Source organism: Algoriphagus boritolerans DSM 17298 = JCM 18970 (genome assembly GCF_900108085.1).
Taxonomy (GTDB): Bacteria; Bacteroidota; Bacteroidia; order Cytophagales; family Cyclobacteriaceae; genus Algoriphagus; species Algoriphagus boritolerans.
In genome coordinates, this window is record NZ_FNVR01000002.1 from 288,925 (window position 1) to 309,563 (window position 20,639).

Sequence of the window (20,639 nt, forward strand, 5' to 3'; positions counted from 1 at the left end):
ATCAGGTTTTTTTGATGTAAAGCATTCGTTGCGTTGCCGGAGTGCACTTGGCCCAATCGGCGATTCTCAAGCCGATTACCCAGACTATTTCCTTTCCCGAAACTAAGACTTTTACGTCTCTTTTCTTAGCTAAAGGGATTTTGGAATCGATCAGAAAATCAGAGATTTTTTTGGAGGAAGTCATCCCCAAGGGGACGAATTTATCCCCCTCCTGCCAAGTCCGGATTTGGAGGGGAAACTCCAGCCTTGCAGTGTCCAGTTGCGCATGCATTGGGTTTTTATCCAGTTGGGCAGGCCATTTTTGAGGGGTAATTGAAAATTGCCCTTCGGGTAGACTGAGCCCTGAGTCACTTTCCCTAATCAAAATGGGCTTGAAATCTTCCACGATTGGTGCCAAAATCAATTCCATTCTATCAAAATGAAGAAGATGGGTGGCGCTTTTGAATACCACTCCAGACTTTGGTTGGCCCAAACTTGAAGCAATAACTTGAGTTTGATCCGAATTAAAACCATACAGTCGAAGCCAAAAGTAGAGGAGCGTTGCTGCTCCGGGTTGATTTTGGATGGATTCATAAGCAAGGAATTGAAAGTTCGATTCCTCTCGGATGGCAGTTTTTTTCCAAGTTTCGAAGAGCCCGCTGAATGCCTTTCCTGTATCTTTCAATCTTTGAAAGCTCGTCAAAAGATTCTTTCTGGCATCTTTCTCCAAGTTGTAAATCGCGGGAAGCCCGTTGATTCTGAGATTGTTTCGTTTGTAATCTGATTTATTATTGGAGCTGTCATCCCGCCATTTCAGTTGATTTAATTCCATAAATGACTGAATATCAGTTCTGCTAAATGGTAAAAGTGGCCGAATCAGCCAGCCTTTCCGGTCGGCCATTCCATATACACCTTCTATTCCTGTGCCACGAAGTAGGTTAAGAAAAATCGTCTCCAACTGATCGTCTTCATGATGAGCCAGTAGGATTCCGTGAAGATTTTGTGCAGCTCGGATCTCTTCGAAAAATGCATACCGGATCTCTCGCGCTGCCATCTGAATTGAGATCCCTCTAGCCAATGCATAACTTTCGGTATCTGCTTGCTTGAGGTGAAAAGTAAGCCCATGGTCTTTGGCCCAGGATCTCACAAACTCCTCGTCCCCAATACTTTCTGATCCACGAAGCTGAAAATTAAGATGAGCGACTTCGAAAGAAATACCTGCTTGGGTCAAAAGATTACCCAAACACATGCTGTCCATTCCACCGCTGCATGCGAGTAGGTAAGTGCATTGTGGATCGATCAGATTTTTGGACGAGACGTGAGATCGGAATATGTCGAGCATTGATCAAAAATAGGGTTTTCTTTGACAAAAATAGAACTGAACGTGCTTGTTAAGAAAGATCAAAATCGAAGCTTTAGGTGTGGCGTTGATAGAGTTTTACGGTGCTTTCCGCTATTTTTGCCCACATCTAAGCAATTATGACTATTCGCTTCTTCCTTACATCGGTGTTCTGGATCCTGATTTTTTCCCTTACTGGCGAAGCTTTCGCACAACAGAGCTCTACGCTTGAAATCAATAAGGCAGATTTGTTGAGGGGTGCAGTAGGATTTGATCGATTGCTGGGTAATGTGGAAATGAAGCATCAAAATTCTCTGATTTACTGTGATTCAGCCCATTTTTATAGAGCAGAGAATAGAGCCCAGCTTTTTGGCCGAGTTCGGATCAAAGACGTAGAGGACCCGATCACCACGACTAGTACCTATGCGGAGTACGATGGAAATACCAAAGTTGCCAAGCTGCGGAACAACGTTGTTTTTACCAATCAGGAAACCACACTCTACACTGACTACCTGGATTACAACAGAGAAACAAATGTTGCCACTTATTTCAACGATGGTAAAGTTGTCGATTCAACCAACGTCCTTACGAGCGAAAGGGGCGTTTACGAGGTCAATTTTGAACGGATTACGTTTCGTCAAAATGTAATTCTGGTCAATCCGGACTACACCATGAAAACCAATAACCTGATCTATCTGACGATTCCAAAAACTTCCGAGACTAAAGGATTAACCAATATAGTCTCCAAAGAGGGGTATAAACTGGATGCCCAAAATGGAAGTTTCTATGATACCCAACAGAAACAATTTCGATTTTTCGACGGGATCGTAGAGACAGAGGAAAGCCGGATCAAAGCGCAGGAGTTATTTTATGACGAAACTAAAGCCTACTATGAAGGAAAAGAAGATGTCCGTGTATTGAACAAGGAACGTCAGGTGGAAGTCTATGGAGACAATGGGAAATATTGGGAAGACAGGAAATACAGTTTGATTTATGGAAATGCGTTGGTACGAAAATACTTCGAGAAGGACACCCTGTTTATGACTGCAGACACCTTGATTTCTCAGGATAGCGAAGCTGACACCGCCAGATATTTATTGGCATTCAATTCCATTAAGCTGACCAAGGCAGATCTTGCAGGGATTGCAGATTCGCTCGTGTACAACTACGCTGATTCTTCGATTCGATTATTCCAGGATCCGGTCATGTGGAATCAGAAAAGCCAGATTTCTGCCGATTCCATGATTTTTTACATTGCCAATGAGGAATTAGATAGGGTTTACATGAAAGACAAGGCTTTTTCGATCATGACGGACACCCTGCTGAATTACAACCAAATGAAAGGAAGGGAGATGACGGGATACTTTGTGGAGGGACAGATGGATAGGTTGATCATTGAAGGGAACGGGGAATCCTTGTATTTTGCTTTGGAGGCAGATACGCTGACACAGGGAGTAAATCGGATTTTGAGTGCCAATATCAAATTGACCTTTCAGGACGGGGCAATTCGTAAAGCTAATTTCGGCATTCGGCCAGACGGAAAATTTACTCCTGTCCAAAAAATAGATGAAAAAGTCTCCCGGCTCGATGGGTTCAACTGGAGAATTGAAGAAAAACCAGATCGGGCTGCGATTGATGCCTGGAGAAAACCGGTCGAAATTGACTTGGATGCTGAAAATTTATTCAATGATCCCGATGTGAAAATTGAGATGCCAACTGAAGAACAAATTCAGGAAAAACTAGGAAAATCGGGTTTAGTCCCAATAAAAACGATGTTGGTTCCTTTGCCTAAAAAGGGCAATCAAATCGAAGTCGAATTACTTTGAAAGTATTTTAAAAGGTTAACAACAATTAACCCGTAATTTTATTGTATTGAGAATCAAAAAAGTATTTTTGTCCGTATATTAATTTCAGAAAAACCAATCTGCCGATCCTATTGATTAAAGTTTTACATGAAGTCCTTATTCAAATTTTTAACATGCATGTTGTTCTTTGCGCCTGTATTGGCTGGTGCGCAGCAGGTTCGTGTATTGAGTGAGGTAGTGGACTTTGCAGGGGAGATCGGTTCTTCTCAGCGGAAAACCGTCATTTTGCAGAATGAAGCCAATCAGTCTAAAACCTATCTTCTGAAAAACCTCCGGGGAAGTGTCGGTTCCTCTCAGAAAGTTAAGATTTGTATTGACGACCAGTGTTTTGATCCCAAGAAGGATCTCGCAAAAATTTCCTTGAAACTAGCGCCGGGAGAAATCTATACCGATCTGTACTTGGAATTCGAGCTGGGAATTGCCGAAACAAGAGGAAGTTTTGACTTATTTTTCGTTAACGCAGAAAATATTCGGGAAAATTTCGTCGTTGAAGCTAGGTATGAAGTTGCTTCCACATCTACCAAAGACTTCTCCCATAAGGATATTAATCTCAGCGAAATCTATCCAAATCCGAGTAATAGAGTAGCACAATTGGACTATGAATTGGTTAATCCTAAAGCCAAAGCCAAGATTTCAATCAATAGTTTCATTGGTAACCCTATTGCCGAATATGAACTTGATCCGGAACGAAATTCATTGGTAATCAACGTGACGGACTTTCAGCCGGGTGTGTACTTCTACACCCTTTTTGTGGACAACAAAAACGTTGTAACCAAGAAACTACAAGTAAAGAAGTAGGAATCCTTGAATTATTCAGGCATTTGAATACAAACAATTTACCCGTATATTTGCGGTCTTGAAAATGAGCATGCTGTCAAAATCCCTTCAATTTCTTTTCGTACTGTTTTTGATCTCTTCTTGTGGGCCTTTCACCAAATTGGAGAAAAGTACCAACTGGGAAGAGCTGTATAACGGTGCCAACAAATATTATCAGGAAGGAGAATACAACAAAGCCATTATTCTTTACGAGAAGGTATTACCGGTAATCAAGGGATCAGAAAAAGCAGAATTGGCAGAATACAATTATGCCAACGCGCATTTCAAAATCAAGCGATACATTGAATCTGCTGGTTATTTTAATACGTTTTTCAGAACTTACAACAGAAGCCCTCTGGCAGAAGAAGCACTTTTCATGCATGCTTATTCACTTTACCTGGATGCTCCTGATTTCAATTTGGATCAGCAAAGTAGCCAGGAGGCTGTGGCGGCGATCCAGCAATTTGTGACCAGATTTCCAGAATCTGCAAGTTATGAACGAGCCATGGAGATGCTGATCGATTTGGAGGGAAGGTTCGAGGACAAAGCATACAGCGAGGCCCAGATGTATTACAGGTTAAAGGATGGGTTATTTCCCGGAGACTTTTATAGGGCCTGCATTGTGAATTTCCAGAACTTCACAAAAGACTATCCTGAAAGTAAGCGTAATGAAGAGCTTTCTTATAAGTTGGTTGAAGTAGGATTTGGGTACGCAAGAAATTCAGCTTTTGATAAAAAAGAAGAAAGGCTAAAGGAAGCAATTTCTTTTGCAAATACCTTTTACAGAAAATACCCAAGTAGTCCATACCTGAGTAAAGTAAAAGCCTTCGAGGCCGATACGCGAGGAGAGCTGGAATCGCATTTGAAGTTGAAGAAAGAATACGCGGAAAAAACGGCAGAGGCCGAAGCAAAGGCTTTGTCTGAAGCGAAAATAGGGGAAAACAATAACTAAAATTCGAAAAATTAATAGCAAAAATACTATGGCAATCAATCCATCTATTGTAACTCGTGACCTTGATAAAGTGGCTGAAAAGACCGGAAACATCTATGATTCTATTCACATTATTGGGCAGCGTGCAAAGCAGATTTCTACTAATCTAAAAGAGGAGTTGAACAACAAGCTTTCTGAGTTTGCATCTACCGTGGATAACTTGGAGGAAGTATTCGAAAACAAAGAGCAAATCGAAATCTCAAAGTTTTACGAGCGAATGCCCAAGCCTTCGGCCTTGGCTATGGAAGAATTTATGGAGGGGAAAATTTATTTCAGATATCCCACCGAAGAAGGGGCTGAGTAATCGCGATGAACCTCAACGGTAAGCGAATTCTACTGGGGGTGACTGGCAGTATTGCTGCCTATAAATCCGCTCATTTGACCCGTTTACTAATCAAATCAGGAGCTGAAGTGCAACTCATTATGAGCACTTCGGCTCTTGACTTTATTACCCCTCTTACTTTAGCAACGCTATCCAAGCGTCCGGTCTATTCAGAATTTTTTGATAAGAAATCCGGAGAATGGAATAATCATGTAGCACTTGGTCTTTGGGCCGATCTTTTCATTATCGCTCCGCTGAGTGCCAATACCCTTGCGAAATTTGCAAATGGACTTTGTGATAACCTGCTCTCTGCTACCTACCTCTCAGCTCGGTGCCCCGTCATGCTGGCGCCAGCCATGGACTTGGACATGTACCAACATCCTGCTGTCCGCGAAAACCTTCGAAAAGTTCAATCTTTCGGAAATTTACTTTTGGATGCCGAAAGTGGAGAATTAGCGAGTGGGCTTTTGGGACAGGGAAGAATGATGGAGCCGGAGCATATTTTGGTGCGGGTGGAGAATTTTTTTGGATCAAAACCTGATTTCAAAGGAAAAAAAGTGCTGATCACACTTGGACCAACTCAGGAAGCTATCGATCCTGTCAGATACATTAGCAATCATTCTTCCGGAAAAATGGGCTTGGCTATCGCAAATGCCTTCAGGACCTGCGGAGCCGAAGTTTTTCTGGTTTCCGGTCCAGTTTCGCTTCCAATCGACACCGGGCTATTTCACCTGGTCAAGGTAAAGTCTGCCGCAGAAATGTACCAAGCCTCCAAAAAACTTCATGGAGAAATGGATGTCTGTGTTTTTGCAGCGGCAGTAGCGGACTATTCTCCAGCGGTGGTCGCTCAGGAGAAAATCAAAAAAGCTGATTCGGAAATGTCGATTCTCCTTAAAAAGAATGTTGACATCGCCTTTGAATTAGGTAAAGCCAAGAGGAAAGGGCAAATTCATGTTGGATTTGCCTTGGAAACCGAAAATGAGGAACTGAACGCCAAGGGTAAGCTAGACAAGAAAAACTTTGATCTGATCGTTTTGAATTCGGCAAACGAAAAAGGGGCTGGGTTCCAACATGACACGAATCGAGTGAAGATATTTCATTCGGATGGAAGGTCTGCAGATTCAGGACTTGTCTCGAAAAATGACGTTGCAGTCTTAATTTTGGAAGAAATCAAAAAGGTGCCGGTTTGGATTTGACTTTCGAAATTTTAGCTACTTTAGACCTATGACTAAGCTTAAATTTCTAATTCTGTTTTATTTTTTTACATGGGCAGCGGAGGCGCAAGAACTGAATTTCACGGTCATCATTAACAGCGACCGATCCAGAATTCAGAATACGGATATTTTCAATCAGATGAAGACCAATTTTGAGCAGTTTCTCAATGGTAGATCTTGGACGGATGACGAATATCGCCCCGAAGAGCGAGTCAAAGGAAACCTACTGATTACCATCAATGATGTACCTCAGATCGGGTTTTACAACGCCACGGTTCAGGTTCAGGTAGTTCGTCCGGTCTATGGGACCAATTATGAGTCCTTGATTCTTAATTTTGCGGACCGAAATTGGAACTTTGAGTATTTGGAGTCTCAGCCCTTGGAATTTAACAGGTTTACATTTTTGAATAATATCAGTTCACTTCTGGCTTTTTACGCTTACATCGCCTTGGGTATCGACTACGACACTTTTGCCAGCCGGGGAGGAAATCCATTTTTTGAGGTGGCAAACGATATTGTAAACAATGCCCAACAATCCGGGAGACCCGGCTGGGTCCAAACTCAAACTGACCGAAGAAATCGCTATTGGCTGATCAATGATATTTATGTGTCCACGATTTATGGATCGATACGTGATGCCTACTATCTCTATCATCGGCAAGGCATGGATCTGATTCAAATTGATCCCGAAACTGCCTACAAGAACATCCTGGAGGCAATCAAACTAGTGGCAACAGCAAATAAATTACAGCCAAATGGGATCTTTACCATTACTTTTGTGGATGCCAAATCAGATGAAATTTCACAAGTGTTGAAAAGTGCACCTTTTGAAATTCGGGACGAGGCAGTGAAGTTACTTTTGGAGGTCGACCCAAATAACGCCAGAAAGTACAACGAGCTTCTGAGAAGCTAAGCTGGTTTTTTTTTAGCTTTGTCCAAAGCTGATCAAGTATATGCTCAAATCACTTAGTATTTCCAATTATGCGCTAATCGACCAACTAAGTATGCAGCCCAGCAATGGGCTTAGTATGATCACTGGGGAGACAGGTGCCGGCAAGTCTATCATGCTGGGGGCTGTGGGACTTTTGCTCGGCAATCGCTCAGATTCGAAGGTTTTGCTGCACGAAGATAAAAAATGCGTCGTCGAAGGCATATTTGATATTTCTGAATATGGGTTAAAAGAATTTTTCGATCAGGAGCAGTTGGATTATGAGGAAAGCTGCATCATCCGAAGAGAAATCAGTCCGAATGGAAAGTCACGATCTTTTGTAAATGATACCCCGGTCTTGCTTGATGCTCTGAAAATTCTGGGATCGAAACTTATGGATGTCCATTCCCAGCATGACACCCTTCAGCTCGGTGAGGGAAGTTATCAACTTAGTCTGGTGGATGCTTTTGCCCAGACCATGCAAGATTTGGAGGCTTATCAGCAACGCTACAGGAATTTCCGCAAGGCGAAAAAGCAATTTGATGAATTGAAATACAAAGCCTTTGAAATGCAGAAGGAGGCTGACTTCAACCAGTTCCAATTGGATGAACTGAGTGCAATGGCTTTGGTTGCAGGCGAACAATCTGAACTGGAATCCACCCAAGAGGTGCTGGAAAATGCAGAGGAAATCAAGCTGAAGATCAACGAAATGCTTGCTCTTTTTCAGGAAGAGCAGTTTGGAGTGATCCAGGGATTGGGTCAAATCCAGCATGGGTTGCAGAGTCTCGAGCGTTTGGCTCATAAATTTTCCGAGCTGAGAGAGCGGTTTCAAAGCGTATTTATTGAATTGAAAGATCTCAGTGAATCGCTTGTCGATGAGGAAAGCAAGGTAGAAATAGACTTTGAAAAGTTGGAGCAGATTCGGGAGCGCTTGAGTAAAATCTACCAACTTCAAAAAAAGCATGGGGTAAGTACTGTGGAGGAATTGATCCAAATTGAAAGCGAGCTGGCAGATAAAGTTTTTCAGTTTCAAAACCTGGACGAAAGTCTTGCAGAAGCGGAGAAGCAAATGAATGACGCAAGAAATTCCATGGAGGAGTTTGGGAATTTGTTGACCCAAAAACGGAAATCCTGTTTTCGGCAATTTGAAAAGGAACTTCAGGAATTGCTGGTGGGATTGGGCATGGAAAATGCCCGAATCCAATTTGAGCATCGGCTGATTTCCCCCTCACTTTCAGGACTTGATGAAGTGGAGATCTTATTTTCTGCCAATAAGGGTGGCACCTTACAACCCTTAAAAAAAGTGGCTTCGGGAGGAGAATTTTCAAGGTTACTCTTTGCAATCAAATTTTTAATGGCTGATAAAATGGCCTTTCCCACGCTGATTTTTGATGAAATCGACACGGGTATTTCGGGTGAAGTGGCGCTTCAGATGGTTCGAATGATGAAAGAAATAGCCTCACGACACCAGGTGATTTGCATTACTCATCTTCCTCAGGTCGCTGCAAAGGGGGAATTGCATTACTTTGTGTATAAAGACAACTCGGCCGAAAGGACTGTAAGTAAAATTAAACTTTTGACTCATGAAGAGCGGGTGGAGGAGTTGGCCAAGATGATCGCAGGAGCTAATCCATCTACATCATCACGTGAGAGTGCCAAAGAGCTATTGTTGAATTGAGCAGGGTAATCCCAAATTTTTCCTATTTTTACCCTAAAATTTTTGAAATCAATCCAAAAGCTATATGCCAGAAAATTTGCTAAAAGGAAAAGTTGGAATCATCACAGGAGCACTGGATGAAAATTCAATTGCCTGGAAAACTGCCCTAAAAGTTAAAGAACAAGGTGGGCGTTTTGTGCTCACTAATGCACCCATAGCAATGCGCATGGGCGCCATCAAGGAACTCGCTGAAGAATGCAACACCATCGTCCTTCCGGCGGATGCTACGGTCGTGGAGGATATTGAGAAGCTTTATGCTGAGGCCAAGGAGTTTTTGGGTTCAGATTTTGATTTCCTTTTACATTCCATTGGCATGTCCCCCAATATTAGAAAAGGCCGCAGCTATGGTGACTTGAACTACGAATGGGCCATGAAGTCTTACGATGTTTCTTCCGTTTCCTTTCATAAAATGATGCAAGTGGCGGAGAAAATGGATGTGATGAAAGAATGGGGTTCGATCGTAGGACTTTCTTACATCGCAGCGCAGCGGGTTTTCCCGTTCTATACCGATATGGCTGACGCCAAAGCCCTGCTGGAAAGCATTGCAAGAGGATATGGATATCGCTATGGGAAGTTGAAAAAAGTCCGGGTCAACACGATTTCTCAGTCTCCTACCAAAACTACTGCCGGATCAGGAATCAGTGGATTTGACTCCTTCTACAATTTTGCCGAGGCACTTTCCCCTCTTGGTAACGCATCGGCTGAAGCCTGTGCAGATTACATTGTGATGATGTTTTCGGACTTGACCAGAATGGTCACTATGCAGAACCTCTTCCATGACGGAGGCTATTCTTTCACTGGAATCTCTGAAGATATCATGGAAAAGTTTAAAGATTTATAAAACCACTAATCTCTATCGAAAAAGCCCGATTGTTCTCAGTCGGGCTTTTTTCATGTCGCTCAATGAGACAAATCCAATTTTTTCCTGATGCATTTTATTTTATCTTATTGTCCTAATTCACATCCACTCAATCTATGTATCGAAGAATTCTACTCGCAGCCTTAGTAGGCATTGCTTTCACACTTCAAGCTTTTTCCCAAATCATGCCCGCCCCAATCAGGGAGGAAGGTGAAGGGCCTTATTCCAAATTGATCCTTCGCGGAGTAATTTTGGTGGACGGAACCGGAGCACCGCCTGTTGGTCCGGTAGATATCGTGGTAGAGAAAAACCGTATCACTCAAATTGAAATCGTTGGCTATCCGGGACTTCCGATCAATGAAAGCGAAAGGCCAGAAGCAGATTCAGTCACAAAAGTACTTGACCTAGAAGGGCACTACCTGCTACCTGGTTTTGTGGATAGCCATGGTCATATTGGAGGCACAGGACAGGGTACTCCTGCCGAATATGTTTATAAATTATGGATGGCACATGGGATTACCACGATTAAAGATCCCTCAGCCGGAAATGGACTGAACTGGGTCTTGGACCAAAAAAAGAAATCACTGAACAATGAAATCACCGCCCCTAGGATTTTTGCCTATACTTCATTCGGGCAGGGTTCTGAAAGTCCCATCATAAATGCAGCGCAAGCGAAGGCTTGGGTCAATTCCAACAAAGCCAAAGGAGCCGATGGGATTAAGTTTTTTGGTGCCAATCCTGAGGTGATCGAGGCAGCGATTTCTGAAAACAAGCGAATCGGACTTCGATCTATCATGCACCATCAGCAATTAGGCGTTGCCAGATGGAATGTCCTGAATTCTGCACGTGCCGGGTTAACAGGTATGGAGCATTGGTATGGATTGCCTGAAGCTTTATTTCAAGACAGGACAATCCAGGATTTTAGGCTGGATTACAACTATCAGAACGAACAGCATCGATTTGCTGAGGCAGGAAAGCTATGGAATCAGGCCGCACCACCTTATTCTGAGCACTGGAACAAAGTGATGGACGAATTGCTTGAGCTTGACTTCACGCTTGATCCTACTTTCAATATTTATGAAGCAAATCGTGACCTGATGCGAGCAAGGACTCAGGAATGGCATGCAGTTTACACACTTCCTTCTTTGTGGAAATTCTATTCCCCGAGCAGACAATCCCACGGATCTTATTGGTTTGACTGGACTACAGAGGAGGAGGTTCAATGGAAGAAAAATTACAGCCTATGGATGACTTTTGTCAACGAGTATAAAAACCGAGGTGGTCGGGTAACAGCCGGATCTGACTCAGGATTTATCTATCAATTGTATGGATTTGCCTATATCCGGGAATTGGAGCTACTTCGGGAGGCGGGTTTCCATCCTTTGGAGGTGATCCGATCTGCTACCATGTATGGAGCCGAAGCTTTGGGGATGGACAAAGAGATAGGAACTGTTGAGGTTGGCAAGCTTGCTGATTTTGTTATCGTAGAAGAAAATCCACTCCAAAACCTCAAAGTACTCTACGGTACAGGTTCTATCCGAATCAATGAAAAAAACGAACCCGTGAGAGTAGGTGGCGTTAAGTACACGGTGAAGGACGGCATTGTCTACGACGCAAAGCAACTTCTTGAGGATGTTCGGAAAATTGTGGATGCGCATAAAGCCAGAGAAAATGCCCGAATGACTCAGCCAGGCTTGGACTGGCAATAACTCATCAAAAATTTATATGGATATACGGAACTTTGCCAGTAGCTAACTTCGAAGTTCAAATGAACTAGTAAATGCCAATTCTTGGACTTCTTCGGTCTTCCGTCTTCGGTCTCCCAGCCCAAAATCAAGGGTATACTTGTCTACTTGCAGAATAGCATATAATTAGAAAAATTTATCCTTTATTCAAATAGTTCTACTCAAAATCCATTGTTTTTATGCCCACTATTGAGGTTAACGAAGTGAAGCTTTTCTATGAAGAGAAAGGATTCGGGAAAGAGACCATCATTTTTTCGCATGGATTGCTTTGGAGTCACCGGATGTTTCAAAACCAGATCGATTTTTTCAGTAAAAATTACCGCGTGATAGCATATGATCACCGGGGTCAAGGGCAAAGCGAAGTGAAGGGGCCATTTGATATGGAAACTGTCGCTGAAGATGCTGCTGAATTAATCCAAAATCTGGTTGATGGCCCCGTCCATTTCGCGGGCTTGTCCATGGGTGGATTTGTGGGGTTGAGGCTTGCGGCGAGAAGACCAGATTTGATCAAAAGCCTCATACTCATGGAAACTTCTGCCAATGCAGAGCCCGTAGAAAACCTACCGCAATACAAAACCCTCAATGGAATTGTAAAATGGGTTGGAGTAATTCCTCCCATTGCTTCCAAAGTGATGCACCTCATGTTTGCGGAGAGTTGGCTTTCAAATCCGTCGAATAAGCCCCTGATCAAGTACTGGAAGCAGGAATTGTCCTCCAACAAAAGAAGTATCAGCGGTCCGGTAGAAGGAGTCATTTACCGAAAAGGCGTGGAGGATGAGCTGTCCAAAATTACTTGTCCGACCCTGATCATTGTGGGTGACGAGGATGTAGCCACTAAGCCTGAAAAGGCTAAATACATTCAAATGGGGATAGGTAAAGCAAAACTTCACCTCATACCCGGTGCGGGACACAGCAGCTGCATCGAAAAGCCCGATGAGGTCAATCGACTGATTGCGGAATGGATCATGGAACAGTAGCAAAAAAAAGCCCCGAGGGGCTTTTTTTAATTGGATTGGAATACTCTCACATAATCCACAATCATGTGTTGAGGAAAAGTGGTATTGGCATCTGGAGATCCGGGCCAATTTCCCCCCACAGCCACATTGAAGATGAAGAAGAAACTTCTCCTAAATTCATCCAATTGGGCGGGAGAAGTGTCAATTACATGGTATTCCTGATCATCTATCAGCCAGCGGATGGATTGGGCATCCCAACTGATAGAAAAGACATGGAATTTGTCTGATAGGGTCCCAGAAGGAAGCGAATAATCGCCGCCGTATTGAGCTTGTGATCCGTCATGTTGCCAGTGTACCGTACCATGAACAGTCTTTTCCCTGCCATTTCCACCAATCATCTCCATGATGTCGATCTCTCCGCATGCTGGCCAACCAACAGAATTGAAATTGGATCCAAGCATCCACAATGCAGGCCACATCCCTTGCCCTTTTGGCAATGCTGCCCGTATGTCTACTCTTCCGTATCGGAATTGTTTTTTGTCCTTTGTTATGATCCGTGAAGAAGTGTACTCCTTTCCACCGAATGATTCTTTTTTGGCTGTTATTACCAAGTAACCATCTTGCAAGGAGGTGTTTTCTTGTTTGTAAAATTGCAATTCATTGTTTCCCCAGCCATTCTGGCCCGTTCCGGTCTCATGACTCCAATTGGAGGTATTTAGCAAATTTCCTTCAAATTCATCTTCCCATACCAGATTCATTCCCGGATACGAGGAAGGTGAGGTAGCTCCGGAAGTTGGAATGGCTACAGAAATTGAAGCTCCATTGCCGTCAGGATTACCCTCCTCAGATACACATCCGCCGAATCCCAAAAAAGAAAAACATACCGTCAAATAAATCCATTTTTGCATAGCTAATAAAGTTTAGGTAAAGTGAAGATTTCTGGAATTCCTTACAAAAATCTTCACTTGGATTTATTCAGACACTAATTTGAAAGTCCACCAAACTCCGGTACCTGTTTCAATATGTAAGGTCATTTTTTTGACTCCACCGGCCTGGGTTAAACTTACAACCTGATAATTTACCTCATTGGGTACAGCAACATTTGGCAACTCCCCTCCATTTACAGCTTTAGGAAGTGCGACATGAGCTCCCTGACCGATAAGTTTGAGGGTAGTACCATCGTATTGATAGGTGTAAGATCCAGCTCCATCATGAGGAGCTTTTGGAGTTCCGCATCCATCTGATGCAATTCCCTGCCAAGCTTCCAACCATGTCTGCTCTCCCATCTCTATTGAGAATGTACCGTCTTCGCCGAAAGTGTAGGTGTCATCAAAAAAGCAGGCTCTTGTGGACACATCCGCAGTGGTATTAAAGAACCATTCTCTACTGCCTGCCGAAGGACCCACTGCAAATGCTCCTTCTACTGGTTCCATTTTCCATGTTCCAGCAAGAGGGGCACTTGCCGGTGTGCCGGAGATTAATTTAAAATCCCACCAAACACCAGATCCAGCCTCGATTCGAAGGGTCATTCTTCTTACATCACCCTCTTGGGATTGCTCTACAATGGTATATGCGATCTGACTGGCCAGGGGAGCGCCATTGGAGATTTCTCCTGCATTATTGACTTTGGCAAGACCGATATGGGCACCTTCTCCTATCAAGGTAAGCGTAGTACTGGTGTAGCTATAAGTAAAGCTCCCTGAACCATCAAAAGGACTAACTGGAGTTCCACAGCCATCAGCTGCCACACCCTGCCAAGTTTCAAGCCATGTTTGGCCCCCCATGTCCTGGGTAAAAGTGCCATTTAAATCAAAGGTGTAGGTGTCGTCAAAATAACAACTGCGCAGCGCAACGTCTCCCGCAGAGTTCTGATACCACTCTCCACTGCCCGGGCTAGGGCCAACTTTAAGTGCTCCGGCGATTGGTTCCATCGTCCAAGTTCCGGAAATATCAAATTCAGGTCTTGCCGAGGCTACCGTGAAGGAAAGATTTTCTGTGCTTTCATTTCCGTTGGAATCTGTAGCCAAGATGTCAAGGTTATAATTACCAGGTTCGAATCCATTAGGAATTTCAATTACTACCGTTTGAAGATCTCCTGAAAGATCCTCAGATCCGGAGGATACAGTTTCCCCTGCTCTGGTAATGGCATACGTAAAGGTTGATAGCGTACTGATGGTGCCTTCATCCCTTCCATCTCCAATCGTGATTTCAATTTTAAAATCTTGGCCTTCCACCAATCCACTTGTGATTGCTCCTAAGCTGAGGCTGGGGGGAGAATCAATTACCGGTACATCGTTGTATCCATTATCGCATGCCGATACGGAGATAAACAGCGATATAATACCTGTTAGTCGTAAGATTGTTTTTTTCATCTGTTTATAATTTGATTTTTATTGGTCAGATGGAATCTCGCATGGTTTATAATCATCCCAGTGTGTGACGATCTTCGTCATGCTCGATTTCATCTGTTTGTAATTTGATTTTTATTAGTCAGATGGAATCTCGCATGCATTATAATCATCCCAGTGTGAGACGATCTTCGTCATGCTCGATTTCATGGGTCTATTTTTTTAATGCAAACTGTCATCTAATTGACTAAAACCCAAATAATAACCCACTACAACTATTCATCATTACTCTAAAATTACTACATCAAAATTTCATCAATTGGGAAAAAAAGTCAGTTTTGCTTAGATTAAGGCAGATTTTTAATTTTTTTAATTTTCACAAGTCATTTTGGCTGTTACATCTGAAAAGTATGGGGATTATCTCAAAAGTGATTGTGCGGAGTAGAACAAAAGGCTTCTGGTTTCTTTCATTATTCTTGATTACCCTTACTGCTTTTGGTCAGCAAAGTAACGATTACAAAGGCCTGCCTTTTATTGCAAATTATGAACCAGCTACCTATGAAGCCGGCATTCAAAATTGGGATATTATTCAGGATGATGTGGGTAGAATCTACATAGCCAATAATCTTGGTTTGCTGGAATTTGACGGAAAATTCTGGAAGAGATATGGACTCAATAATACTAAAGTTCGCTCCGCATTTTGGGGGAAAGATGGGAGAATTTATGTCGGAAGTCAGGCTGATTTTGGTTTTCTCTCCAGCGATGAGACGGGCACTTTGAAGTATACCTCATTAGCGGACAGTCTTCCCTCCTCGATTCGGGACTTTGATGAAACATGGAAGATTTTTGGGCAAAATAACGTGGTTTATTTCTGTACGTTCAAGCGGATATATGTTTATGACGGAGAGACTGTTGAGCCAATAAATTCGGATAAGAGATTGGATATCTCTTTTCAGATTGATAACCAGATTTACACTCAAATTACTGGAGACGGGCTTTTTTTGGTAACACTACAAGGCTTCAAGCCCATTCCCAATGGGGATTTTTTTAAAGAAATTCGGATTTCAAATATCCTGCCCTACGATCATGACAAATGGCTGATAACCACTTTTTCAAATGGCGCTTTTCTTTATGATGGAGATATCACTCCGTTTCCGTTAAGTTCAGAGTTTTGGAAAAATGAATACCTCATCAATTACAGCATTCGACTTAGAAATGGAGGGATAGCGATCGGTACTCAAAATGCAGGACTTTTTGTGATTGATAAAGATGGTAACCTGATATCCCATATCGATAAAGGGGCCGGATTGAGAGATTTTACGATAAATTTTATTTATGAGGACAGTCAAATGGGACTTTGGCTGGCGATGAATAATGGAGTCGCAAGAGTGGATTTGGTTTCCCCTTTTTCAGTGATTGATGATCGGATGGGACTGGCAGGCTCAGGATATGCTGCTTTGAAAAAGGATGACCTCTATTACTTAGGGACAAATAACGGATTGTTTATCTGGCAAAACGGAAAAGCTAAACTTGTTTCGGGAACCGAAGGTCAAGTCTATTCGATTCAGAATATCCGTGGAAAAGTTGTTTTGGGTCATAATAACGGTACTTTTTTGATAGAAGGCGAAAGCGCACTGCCTCTTTCCTCAGAGCAGGGAGCTTGGATTCTAAAAGCTATCCCTGATCATCCTGAGTACTTTATTCAAGGGACTTATTCAGGGCTTAGCCTTTTTAAATGGCAGAATGGAGAATTGGTTTATGTACATAAAATAAGGGGTTTCGATGAATCATCCCGAGTCATGGAGTTTGATGGAAATATCCTTTGGGTGGCACATGGCTACAAGGGAGTTTTTCGGGTCAAATTCAACCCTGACTTTTCTGAGGTGGTTGAAAGTGACCTTTATAATAGCGCCGATGGCTTTCCGAATGATGTCTTAATCAACGTTCATCGAGTCGCTAACCAAATGATTTTTACCGCAAATGGAGGATTCTATCGATATGATTCCGAGAAAAATTATTTCTTTCCCTGGGATGAGTTCAATGATCTTTTTGGATATGGGACAGTGATTGCAGATTTGGAATCAGATGAGCTGGGCAATATTTATTTTATTGAACAATCCCAGCTGGGAATCATTAAAACCGAAAACAATAGGCAAAAACTTCACACAAAAGCTTTTAATAAGGTTAACAGGCTTTGGAATGATGATCTGGCGAATATTACGGTTTTGGACAATCAGAATATCCTGATTGGCGGAAAACAAGGGTTCATTCATTATGATCCTCAAAAGGATTTGCCACGGGAAGACAGGCCTCGCGTACTTTTTAGAGAAATCCTAAATCATGGGAGAGCATTAAATCTTTTATTTTCAGGACATCAGGCAGGGGTTGGCTTTCCAAGCATACTCAGTGGAGGAGAATTTTCCTATGCTCAAAACTCCTTCGTTTTTGAGTTTTCCTCCCCGCATTTTGAGAGTGGTGATCAGGTTCAGTTTCAAGTGATGCTTGAGAATTATGATGCAAATTGGTCTCCCTGGTCTTTGGATAGCAGGAAAGAATATACTGGACTGAGGGAAGGGAAGTACAATTTTCAAGTTCGCTCAAAAACTATCTTTGGAGAGGTCTCTGAGCCAATTTCCTTTGTTTTTACCGTCAAGCCGCCTATCTATAGATCATTTGCTGCCTATCTCTTTTATGCGATCACAGTTGGTGTGGGTTTGTATTTAGGGTTTAATTGGCTTGATAAACGCCACAAAGCGCAAACGAAGCGACTTGAAAATGAAAAAAATAAGGCTATACAGCGTAAAAATGATGAGATAGAGAACCTTACCATCAGATCTGAGGAGGAAATCATGCAATTAAAAAATGCCAAACTTCAAGCTGAGATCACCTTCAAAAATCAGGAGCTGACTTCCTCCGCGATGCACCTGATACAGAAAAATAAACTGCTACACGATATTAAAATCTCCCTAAAGAATCTGACTGAAGAGGAAAAGAACAGACAGCTTACAGCCCAGCTAAATCGCCTGATTAAATCCATTGACAAAGACCTGGATGGGGGAGAGGAGTGGAGTAGGTTTTCAGAAAATTTTGATCAGGTGCACGGGAATTTCATCACCCGGCTCAAAGAAAAATATCCCGAACTCACACCTCAGGAAATTAGGTTTAGTGCCTATCTACGAATGAATCTGAACACCAAAGAAATCGCAAATCTTTTGGGCATCTCAGTGCGGGGTGTTGAAATCGGAAGGTATCGTGTTAGAAAAAAATTAGGCCTGTCGAGACAAGAAAACCTCAGCGATTTCTTGCTGAGGTTTTAGAGATTTGGTTCTTTTGAAGCTTATTGAGCAGGAGCTAATTCCTCCAATTTTACTTTTGTCACACCGTAGCTTTTCGGGTTATACCAGTCGTCATTTACTACAGCCGGTCCGATACTGATGATCTGTGGGGCTGTTTCTGCATTACTGAATAAGAGATAGACTTCTTTTCTCCCTCTTTCGGGTTTAATGAAATAGTTTGTTCCTCCCAAAGAAATTCTGATTTCTCCACCTTGGGGGAATTCGTTGGGGTTTTCCAACTCGATAGTAAATCGATAGTCTTTTCCCAGAATCATTGAAGTAAATACAGACAGATTTACCGCCTGATAGTGTCGCTGTCCTTGTATTCTGTCATTTAGAATTGGGATAATGTAGAAGGCATTTTTCGAATAATTGCCCATAAAACTGATATCCATTCCAGGGGTGATTGGTCTCAGTGGAGTTATTTCCCAAGATTTCACCCGGTTTCGCTCAAGATCTTCGGGATTTAGGCTGATTTTTGGAATTGAGCTTATGGATTTGTCCAGAATCTGAACACTAAGCTGATCCATCGTGGTCTTGCTCAAAGTCAACTTTGAAGTATTTGACAAATTTACCCCTGATTTCACCGTTGTGTTGGTTGGGATTTTGGAGGTAGTGCTGAATTGAGCTTGGGAATAAAATGGCATCAAAAGCAAAGTCAAAGCGAATATTTTTAAAAACGGTTTCATGATAGATATTTTTTTAGGTTAAAATTTCTTGAATTCGACCCTTCGGTTTGCTGCTTTTTCTGCAGCCGAAGAGTTGGTATTTAATGGCTCTGATTCCCCTTTTCCCAGGGATTGAAGTCGGGAATTTGAGATGCCGAATTTTTCTGTGAGGTAATTCGCGACAGACAGTGCTCTTTTTTCGGAAAGGACCTGATTGCTGCTCTCGTCTCCATCACTGTCCGTGTGTCCAATGATTTGAATTTTCAGAAACTCATCGTCTTTCAAGACTTGACCCAACTCGTCCAGAAACCCAAAGGATGCGGGTTGAAGCTTATCCGATGCTGTTTGGAATAGAATTGCCGTTGTCGAGAAACCCTCTGCTTTCAAAAGTTTGGAGCGCAGGTCTTCTCCTTCTTCGGTGATTTTAAGGTTGGCTAATGCAACTACGAGATCTTTTTGGAGGTCCACTTCTCGCACGTAGAATTGAATGTATTTTCCAAGGTTGTCCGAAGCCAAAGAAGGAATGTCAATTACTTTCGTCTCGTCGAGAAATAGCCGAACTCGCTTTCCATTTTTGATCAAGGTAAAATGAATGATGTCGTTCAGCTTCTCGGTGTAGTCAAAGGGGATTTTATTGTTTATTTTCGTTGCAGTGCCATAGGTCTCTACCAAAAAATAGTCGGAAGCACCCTTGTACCAAAGTGGCATGTCAATCTCAGCTCCTTTTTTTGCTTTTGAAATTAAAGGTTGCTCCACCAAATGAATTGCAAAACGAAGTGGTGTGGTTGTTTTATACTCTAGATTGTAAGTAAACAGATCAAATTCCACAGCATAATTCTCAGGGAGTTCGGAAGGGAGATTGGGCGTATAATAGCCCGTTCCAGAAGTGCGCAAAGCCTTAAAATCATCTACTGTGACGATCTCACCCCCGGAGTTGGTTTCCCATTTGGAAGGAAAATCCCCCAAAGCGTCCCGTTCAAATTCATCGACGTACATCACCTGACCATTTGGGATGAATTGGTCGGCCACAGAGATATTGCGGTTTGATGAGGAAGGTTGGTTGTTAGTTGATGTTGAGCTTTTGGAGTTTTTATCAGAGCCGCCTGTCCGCGTTTCGGATGGATCCGAATCAGGGTTTTCGCGATTTTTCTTTGATTTAAAGATATTTGGGGCATCAAATACCGCCTCTACCGCTTCATCGGTTTTTTCGGCAGTCTTATCCTCTACTTTTCGCTCGACTGTCCGTTTGGCTGATTCCTCAGCCGCCTTTTTCAAATCCTTGATAAATTTTGACTGTGAAAAGGCTGGGATAGCTCCAAGACAAAAAGTGAGGACGGCTAATGAAACAAGGGGTCTTAAGGTTTTCTCAATAGTTTTCATGCTGTGTGGTTCGTTTAATGCTTTTTGAAATAGACGCGTTTGAAGGGAATTCCATTTTGAAGGAGGATAAGCTCGTATTGACCTTTTTCCAATTCGTTTACATTCAATAAAATCTGTCGACTCTCCAATGGCGGAAGTTTTCCCTCATATTTTCCTGGTTTTTTTTCCATACCATTC

Annotated in this window: 17 protein-coding genes; 11 read left to right on the forward strand and 6 right to left on the reverse strand. The window is 42.5% G+C overall.

The window, feature by feature from the left end; translation table 11 throughout:
* Position 1 precedes the first annotated feature (1 nt).
* Positions 2 to 1,321 (reverse strand): tRNA lysidine(34) synthetase TilS, encoded by a 1,320-nt coding sequence (tilS, locus tag C4S61_RS03430; protein WP_103923390.1) that lies wholly within the window; start codon positions 1,319 to 1,321, stop codon positions 2 to 4.
* A 137-nt stretch (positions 1,322 to 1,458) separates the two neighbouring features.
* Between tilS and C4S61_RS03435 the strand changes: the two genes are divergently transcribed.
* The 10 genes from C4S61_RS03435 to C4S61_RS03480 all read left to right on the forward strand — a co-directional run bounded on the left by C4S61_RS03435 (position 1,459) and on the right by C4S61_RS03480 (position 12,752).
* Positions 1,459 to 3,144: an OstA-like protein gene (locus C4S61_RS03435; protein ID WP_103923391.1), complete on the forward strand. Its 1,686-nt coding sequence runs from the start codon at positions 1,459 to 1,461 to the stop codon at positions 3,142 to 3,144.
* Between the two features lie 126 nt (positions 3,145 to 3,270).
* Positions 3,271 to 3,981 carry a T9SS type A sorting domain-containing protein gene (locus tag C4S61_RS03440; RefSeq protein WP_103923392.1) on the forward strand — a complete coding sequence of 237 codons (711 nt, stop codon included), beginning with the start codon at positions 3,271 to 3,273 and terminating at the stop codon, positions 3,979 to 3,981.
* Positions 3,982 to 4,045: 64 nt separating this feature from the next.
* Complete coding sequence (locus C4S61_RS03445; RefSeq protein WP_407640568.1) at positions 4,046 to 4,951, forward strand: outer membrane protein assembly factor BamD; 906 nt, start codon at positions 4,046 to 4,048, stop codon at positions 4,949 to 4,951.
* Positions 4,952 to 4,979: 28 nt separating this feature from the next.
* Complete coding sequence (locus C4S61_RS03450; RefSeq protein WP_103923394.1) at positions 4,980 to 5,294, forward strand: DNA-directed RNA polymerase subunit omega; 315 nt, start codon at positions 4,980 to 4,982, stop codon at positions 5,292 to 5,294.
* A 5-nt stretch (positions 5,295 to 5,299) separates the two neighbouring features.
* A complete protein-coding gene (gene coaBC / locus C4S61_RS03455; RefSeq protein WP_103923395.1) occupies positions 5,300 to 6,508 on the forward strand; it encodes a bifunctional phosphopantothenoylcysteine decarboxylase/phosphopantothenate--cysteine ligase CoaBC in 1,209 nt (402 codons plus the stop codon).
* A 28-nt stretch (positions 6,509 to 6,536) separates the two neighbouring features.
* Complete coding sequence (gene porD / locus C4S61_RS03460) at positions 6,537 to 7,439, forward strand: type IX secretion system protein PorD (RefSeq protein WP_103923396.1); 903 nt, start codon at positions 6,537 to 6,539, stop codon at positions 7,437 to 7,439.
* A 40-nt stretch (positions 7,440 to 7,479) separates the two neighbouring features.
* Entirely contained in the window at positions 7,480 to 9,132 is a 1,653-nt protein-coding gene (recN, locus tag C4S61_RS03465; RefSeq protein ID WP_103923397.1) for a DNA repair protein RecN, read from the forward strand.
* Between the two features lie 64 nt (positions 9,133 to 9,196).
* On the forward strand, positions 9,197 to 10,012 hold the full coding sequence (locus C4S61_RS03470; RefSeq protein WP_103923398.1) for an enoyl-ACP reductase FabI: 816 nt from the start codon (positions 9,197 to 9,199) through the stop codon (positions 10,010 to 10,012).
* Between the two features lie 134 nt (positions 10,013 to 10,146).
* Positions 10,147 to 11,739: an amidohydrolase family protein gene (locus tag C4S61_RS03475; RefSeq protein WP_103923399.1), complete on the forward strand. Its 1,593-nt coding sequence runs from the start codon at positions 10,147 to 10,149 to the stop codon at positions 11,737 to 11,739.
* 215 nt (positions 11,740 to 11,954) lie between these two features.
* Positions 11,955 to 12,752 carry an alpha/beta fold hydrolase gene (locus C4S61_RS03480; protein WP_103923400.1) on the forward strand — a complete coding sequence of 266 codons (798 nt, stop codon included), beginning with the start codon at positions 11,955 to 11,957 and terminating at the stop codon, positions 12,750 to 12,752.
* A gap of 26 nt (positions 12,753 to 12,778) precedes the next feature.
* On the opposite strand, the gene C4S61_RS03485 is transcribed toward C4S61_RS03480, so the two are convergent.
* Positions 12,779 to 13,639, reverse strand: coding sequence for a glycoside hydrolase family 16 protein (locus C4S61_RS03485; protein WP_103923401.1), 861 nt, complete (start codon positions 13,637 to 13,639; stop codon positions 12,779 to 12,781).
* A 63-nt stretch (positions 13,640 to 13,702) separates the two neighbouring features.
* Positions 13,703 to 15,103, reverse strand: coding sequence for a COG1361 family protein (locus C4S61_RS03490; RefSeq protein WP_103923402.1), 1,401 nt, complete (start codon positions 15,101 to 15,103; stop codon positions 13,703 to 13,705).
* A gap of 386 nt (positions 15,104 to 15,489) precedes the next feature.
* On the opposite strand from C4S61_RS03490, the gene C4S61_RS03495 reads away from it, so the two are divergent.
* Positions 15,490 to 18,396, forward strand: a complete 2,907-nt coding sequence (locus tag C4S61_RS03495) for a two component regulator three y domain-containing protein (protein ID WP_103923403.1) — start codon at positions 15,490 to 15,492, stop codon at positions 18,394 to 18,396.
* Positions 18,397 to 18,416: 20 nt separating this feature from the next.
* On the opposite strand, the gene C4S61_RS03500 is transcribed toward C4S61_RS03495, so the two are convergent.
* Genes C4S61_RS03500 through C4S61_RS21775 form a run of 3 tightly spaced genes read right to left on the reverse strand, consistent with a single transcriptional unit; the run spans position 18,417 to position 20,632 of the window.
* Positions 18,417 to 19,103: a hypothetical protein gene (locus C4S61_RS03500; protein WP_103923404.1), complete on the reverse strand. Its 687-nt coding sequence runs from the start codon at positions 19,101 to 19,103 to the stop codon at positions 18,417 to 18,419.
* A gap of 18 nt (positions 19,104 to 19,121) precedes the next feature.
* Positions 19,122 to 20,462, reverse strand: a complete 1,341-nt coding sequence (locus C4S61_RS03505; RefSeq protein WP_103923405.1) for an OmpA family protein — start codon at positions 20,460 to 20,462, stop codon at positions 19,122 to 19,124.
* 14 nt (positions 20,463 to 20,476) lie between these two features.
* A complete protein-coding gene (locus tag C4S61_RS21775; protein ID WP_160111199.1) occupies positions 20,477 to 20,632 on the reverse strand; it encodes a hypothetical protein in 156 nt (51 codons plus the stop codon).
* Positions 20,633 to 20,639 lie beyond the last annotated feature (7 nt).

What these genes read in the sequence shown, in the direction of transcription:
- C4S61_RS03475 (WP_103923399.1), top strand. Translation starts at nt 10,147, where the DNA reads ATGTATCGAAGAATTCTACTCGCAGCCTTAGTAGGCATTGCTTTCACA.
- C4S61_RS03505 (WP_103923405.1), bottom strand. Translation starts at nt 20,462, where the DNA reads ATGAAAACTATTGAGAAAACCTTAAGACCCCTTGTTTCATTAGCCGTC.
- C4S61_RS03500 (WP_103923404.1), bottom strand. Translation starts at nt 19,103, where the DNA reads ATGAAACCGTTTTTAAAAATATTCGCTTTGACTTTGCTTTTGATGCCA.
- tilS (WP_103923390.1), bottom strand. Translation starts at nt 1,321, where the DNA reads ATGCTCGACATATTCCGATCTCACGTCTCGTCCAAAAATCTGATCGAT.
- C4S61_RS21775 (WP_160111199.1), bottom strand. Translation starts at nt 20,632, where the DNA reads ATGGAAAAAAAACCAGGAAAATATGAGGGAAAACTTCCGCCATTGGAG.
- C4S61_RS03445 (WP_407640568.1), top strand. Translation starts at nt 4,046, where the DNA reads ATGAGCATGCTGTCAAAATCCCTTCAATTTCTTTTCGTACTGTTTTTG.
- C4S61_RS03440 (WP_103923392.1), top strand. Translation starts at nt 3,271, where the DNA reads ATGAAGTCCTTATTCAAATTTTTAACATGCATGTTGTTCTTTGCGCCT.
- C4S61_RS03450 (WP_103923394.1), top strand. Translation starts at nt 4,980, where the DNA reads ATGGCAATCAATCCATCTATTGTAACTCGTGACCTTGATAAAGTGGCT.
- C4S61_RS03490 (WP_103923402.1), bottom strand. Translation starts at nt 15,103, where the DNA reads ATGAAAAAAACAATCTTACGACTAACAGGTATTATATCGCTGTTTATC.
- C4S61_RS03470 (WP_103923398.1), top strand. Translation starts at nt 9,197, where the DNA reads ATGCCAGAAAATTTGCTAAAAGGAAAAGTTGGAATCATCACAGGAGCA.
- C4S61_RS03480 (WP_103923400.1), top strand. Translation starts at nt 11,955, where the DNA reads ATGCCCACTATTGAGGTTAACGAAGTGAAGCTTTTCTATGAAGAGAAA.
- porD (WP_103923396.1), top strand. Translation starts at nt 6,537, where the DNA reads ATGACTAAGCTTAAATTTCTAATTCTGTTTTATTTTTTTACATGGGCA.
- recN (WP_103923397.1), top strand. Translation starts at nt 7,480, where the DNA reads ATGCTCAAATCACTTAGTATTTCCAATTATGCGCTAATCGACCAACTA.
- C4S61_RS03485 (WP_103923401.1), bottom strand. Translation starts at nt 13,639, where the DNA reads ATGCAAAAATGGATTTATTTGACGGTATGTTTTTCTTTTTTGGGATTC.
- C4S61_RS03435 (WP_103923391.1), top strand. Translation starts at nt 1,459, where the DNA reads ATGACTATTCGCTTCTTCCTTACATCGGTGTTCTGGATCCTGATTTTT.
- coaBC (WP_103923395.1), top strand. Translation starts at nt 5,300, where the DNA reads ATGAACCTCAACGGTAAGCGAATTCTACTGGGGGTGACTGGCAGTATT.
- C4S61_RS03495 (WP_103923403.1), top strand. Translation starts at nt 15,490, where the DNA reads ATGGGGATTATCTCAAAAGTGATTGTGCGGAGTAGAACAAAAGGCTTC.